Origin of the sequence: Mesorhizobium sp. M7A.F.Ca.AU.002.02.1.1 (genome assembly GCF_003998535.1) — a bacterium.
Classification (GTDB): Bacteria; Pseudomonadota; Alphaproteobacteria; order Rhizobiales; family Rhizobiaceae; genus Mesorhizobium; species Mesorhizobium ciceri.
This window is the reverse complement of sequence record NZ_RZPB01000622.1, coordinates 1-3,572: the sequence shown is the minus strand read 5'-3', so window position 1 is coordinate 3,572 and position 3,572 is coordinate 1. Positions and strand designations below refer to the sequence as shown.

Here is a 3,572-nt window from a genome sequence, read left to right as displayed (position 1 = left end):
CGACGGCCGCGACATTCTCTTCGCCGGGTCTGAGCGGCTTTTCCACCACCGGCGCGGCAATCTCGGCGACGAACATGCGGTTGGCGCGGATCGCCCGGCGCTGGGCGACGATCAGCCAGGTCAGCCAGAAGATGACCAGCAGCGCAATGATGACGATGCGCACGTTATCAGAGGCGAACGGTTCATAGGGACCGACCCTGACGATCGGACCGAACACCCAGATGACCAGGGAAAGCAGCGTGAGGCCGATCAGCGTCCATAGCCAGCGTGATGTCAGGACAGCCCAAAGGAAGCGCAGGATGAACATCTCACAGCCTCTTTTCGACAAGCACCTCGACGCGGCGGTTCAAGGCCCGCCCCTCGCGCGTGCTGTCGGTGGCGACTGGATCGGTGGCCGCGCGGCCCTCGGAATGGACGCGATCCCGCGGCACTCCGTTCTGGACCAGCATGTCGGCAATCGTCTGGGCGCGAGCCTCCGACAGTCGCTGGTTGGTCGACAGCGGATTGGTCTTTTGCAGGGGAACGCTGTCGGTATGACCGACGACGGTGATGTTTCCGATCAGCTCCTGGTTGGCGAGGATCACCTTGGCGAGCGACCCGATCAGGGGCTCGAAGCCTTCGGTCAGTTGTGGCCGTGACGACTGGAACAGTTCGGGATTGGAGGCCTGGATCGTCAGCTTGGCCAGCGAAACGCTTTCGGTGCCGCTGAGGGCGGATTTGAGGTCGGCGGGCGCCCCGGCCTGAAATTCCGGCAACAGCGCAAAATCCACCTTCTCCGGCGGCGGGGCATCGACCTTGGGCGACGTGCGGGTGATGTCGCCGCGCGCGGGCGGCGGCAGTGCGCGAACAAGTGCGGAGAGCTCGACCGCCTGGCTGCTCAGTGCCATCGAGAGCCCGACATGGATTGTCATGGCTGCAACCGCCGCACCGAGCGCCATGACCCAGATCGGAACGATGAAGCGCTGCGGCTCGTCAGATGCGATCACGCCTTTCCAGTTTGGCGACAGTGGCGCGCCTTCGGCGTCGGCATCGCGTAGGAAGCGTGCCGCCGCCACGCGAACGGCATTGAGCGAGCGGTCGCCGGATCGGGCCGACACGCGATATTTGCCACGAAAGCCAAGCGCCATGCATTGATACTGCAGTTCCAGCAATTCGCGATCACGGTTGGGATGGCGCTCGAGTTCTTCGAGACGGGTGAAGAACTGCGTGCCGGCATCGACATCGCCGCGCAGCATGACCACAAGCGGCTGCCGCGGCCAGGCGCTGGCACCGCCCCATGGCGTGTTCAGGGCCAGATCGTCGAGCAACGCCGCCACCACCCAGGCCGCCTGGTCGGCGCGCTCCATTGAGGATCCGACCGACATAGCCGTGTCGCGTGCCCGGACCAGTTCTTCGAGCAATCGGGTACGCAATGCTTCCGGATTGTCCGGCGGCAGCGCACTTTCAAGCTCGGGAGCGAATTCGAGCAAGGGCGCAAATGCGTTGACGAGTGCGTTCGGATGGGTGCGGGAGCGCTTTACCGACGCGCTCGGCAAAGGTGGCGCCATCGGCCGCGGCATCGGCGCGCCGGTCAATCGAATGCGGGTGCGTTCGCGATCCTCCGACAGTCCGAACGGATCATCGCGGCTCATGATCTCACCTGTTCACCGAATAGCAGTCCACCTGCGGCTCGCTTGGCAACACGCCCGAAACGCCGATGACGAAGCCGGGAGCGTCGAGCAGCGACGCCCAGTGCTCACTTTTCTGGTCCAGTTCCAGACATAACCGATCGCCATCGTAAGGAATCTCGCGCGGCTGGGAATGAAGCGGTTTCAGCGGAATGCCGGGCAAACGCGATTTCCACAGGCCCTCGAACTGGTCGGCCGAGCCGACGGTTGCCTGATTGACGAATATCTTGCGCAGCGCGTCTTCCGACAACTCCGAACCGACCCGGATGACGATCCGGCTGGCCACCAGCAGCTTCGGATTGTCGATACGGATCTTCCAGACATTGGTCGAATGCCGCATGACAGGCAGCGCACGCGATTTGGGCTCGATGTAACGCAGGCTGAGGATGAGCGAGCGCAGCGCATCCGCCAGCGCCGAATAGGCAGGGCCAGGCGCCATGTGATCGTAGGCGGGCAACTCGCCCAGCCGCCGCGCGCTCGATCCGTAGGTCGCCATCGAACCGGCGAGGCCGGCAAGTTCCAGGTAAAGCTCGGCTGGATGGAACACATCCTGAGCCAGCATGTGGGCCAGCCGCGGACGTGCCGCATTGGCGAGATTGAGCATCAGCAAATCTTCGACGCTGCGCCCAGGTCCGCCCATGACCATCTTGCCATGCGCCTCGGCGATCTGGTCGAGGCCGGTGACAACTTCCAGCAGCAATTGCCGGTACCAGGCCACGGCGCCCGTAACCAAGGTCGGTGGCAGGAAGGTCTCGTCCAGGGAGACGCCGCCATCGGCTCGAATCCCCTTGAGGTCGGCGATCGGCAAGGCCGTGTAGCCACCGACCGACTTGCCGGGTGCGAGCAGCAGCGCCTGCGGCCGGGCAATTTCGATTTCTTCAGGGTCTGAACCGCCCTGGACGGCGTCACGCACCGAAACGATACGCCCATGATATCGCGCACCCAAGGCGGCAGCGTGTGCCGGATCGAAGCCGACACCGCCCGGAGGCTCCAGCGGCAAGGCGATCAGCACCGGTCCGGCGCCCGTGTCAGGGGTGACCGGCAGCGGTCGCGGCGCGTCCATCATGTCCGGGATGGAAAAAGGTGTCCCATCCGGAAAGATGCCCCGCGCGGACAGAATCGAGATCTGGCCGGCTTCCAGCAACGCCTGGTCCAGCGTCAGCTGTTGGAAACCGAACGTATGCAATTGCCCGGCCTGCAACGCGCCGCGCACCGTCGCCTCGAAAAAGCGATCCTGCTGCTGGAAATGCTGGGTCCGCAGGAAAAGCCCTTCGGACCATAGCACCCTGTTTGCATTGCTCATGCCGCTACTCTCTGTATCGAGCTCCCCTTGCCCTTTGCCGCTAGGCGGAAATGCCGCCGCTGCCAAGCGTGACGTTGATCGTGAATTTCGATCCCGACGACACCGACTTGGTTGTCCGCCAGTTCCGGCCGCCGGGCTCGCGGATCAGAGCAACAAAGCCCAGCGCCGTCGCGTCCGGCTCGACCGTGATGGTTTTGGATGCGGATTTTCCCGGCCCGACGGAAATCTGGTCGGATCCGATGAGATCGCCCGCCAGCGCCGTGCCGGCATCCCCCTGCAGCGCGAAATAGTCGGCGGAATTGAATTTGCCGGTGCTTTTCAGCCGCATCACCAGGATCGTTACCGGCCGGTCGCCGCCGCCTGGTCCCGGGTTCATGCCAGCACCGCCGTTTACGTTGACGGTGATCACCGATGGTTTCGGCGGACCACTCTGGCAAGCCGCAAGCAACCCTGTCGCGCCCAAGGCAACAACAAATTCACGTCGATCAATCATCTCTCACTCCTCCTCATATGCATCTCGAAAATCAGCGCCGATTTCGCCAAGGAAGCTCTTTTCAGCACTCTCGGCGATTTCACGATGGCGCTTCTGGTAAAGTCCCCAC

5 protein-coding genes are annotated in these 3,572 nt (G+C 63.6%); all 5 read right to left on the bottom strand.

Features of this window, described 5'->3' with window-relative positions; translation table 11 throughout:
- Positions 1-307 (bottom strand): hypothetical protein (locus EN879_RS28050; RefSeq protein WP_164774618.1); only part of this gene is annotated, 307 nt, incomplete at its 3' end.
- A gap of 1 nt (position 308) precedes the next feature.
- Entirely contained in the window at positions 309-1,631 is a 1,323-nt protein-coding gene (gene icmH / locus EN879_RS28045) for a type IVB secretion system protein IcmH/DotU (protein ID WP_063170594.1), read from the bottom strand.
- A 4-nt stretch (positions 1,632-1,635) separates the two neighbouring features.
- Complete coding sequence (gene tssK / locus EN879_RS28040) at positions 1,636-2,970, bottom strand: type VI secretion system baseplate subunit TssK (RefSeq protein ID WP_063170593.1); 1,335 nt, start codon at positions 2,968-2,970, stop codon at positions 1,636-1,638.
- A 40-nt stretch (positions 2,971-3,010) separates the two neighbouring features.
- Positions 3,011-3,463 (bottom strand): type VI secretion system lipoprotein TssJ, encoded by a 453-nt coding sequence (gene tssJ / locus EN879_RS28035; protein WP_024504481.1) that lies wholly within the window; start codon positions 3,461-3,463, stop codon positions 3,011-3,013.
- A 3-nt stretch (positions 3,464-3,466) separates the two neighbouring features.
- Positions 3,467-3,572: type VI secretion system-associated FHA domain protein (locus EN879_RS40750; RefSeq protein WP_348631505.1), on the bottom strand; the 106-nt coding region annotated here is incomplete at its 5' end.

Coding starts and splice junctions, on each gene's coding strand:
- icmH (WP_063170594.1), bottom strand. CDS start 1,631: ATGAGCCGCGATGATCCGTTCGGACTGTCGGAGGATCGCGAACGCACC.
- tssK (WP_063170593.1), bottom strand. CDS start 2,970: ATGAGCAATGCAAACAGGGTGCTATGGTCCGAAGGGCTTTTCCTGCGG.
- tssJ (WP_024504481.1), bottom strand. CDS start 3,463: ATGATTGATCGACGTGAATTTGTTGTTGCCTTGGGCGCGACAGGGTTG.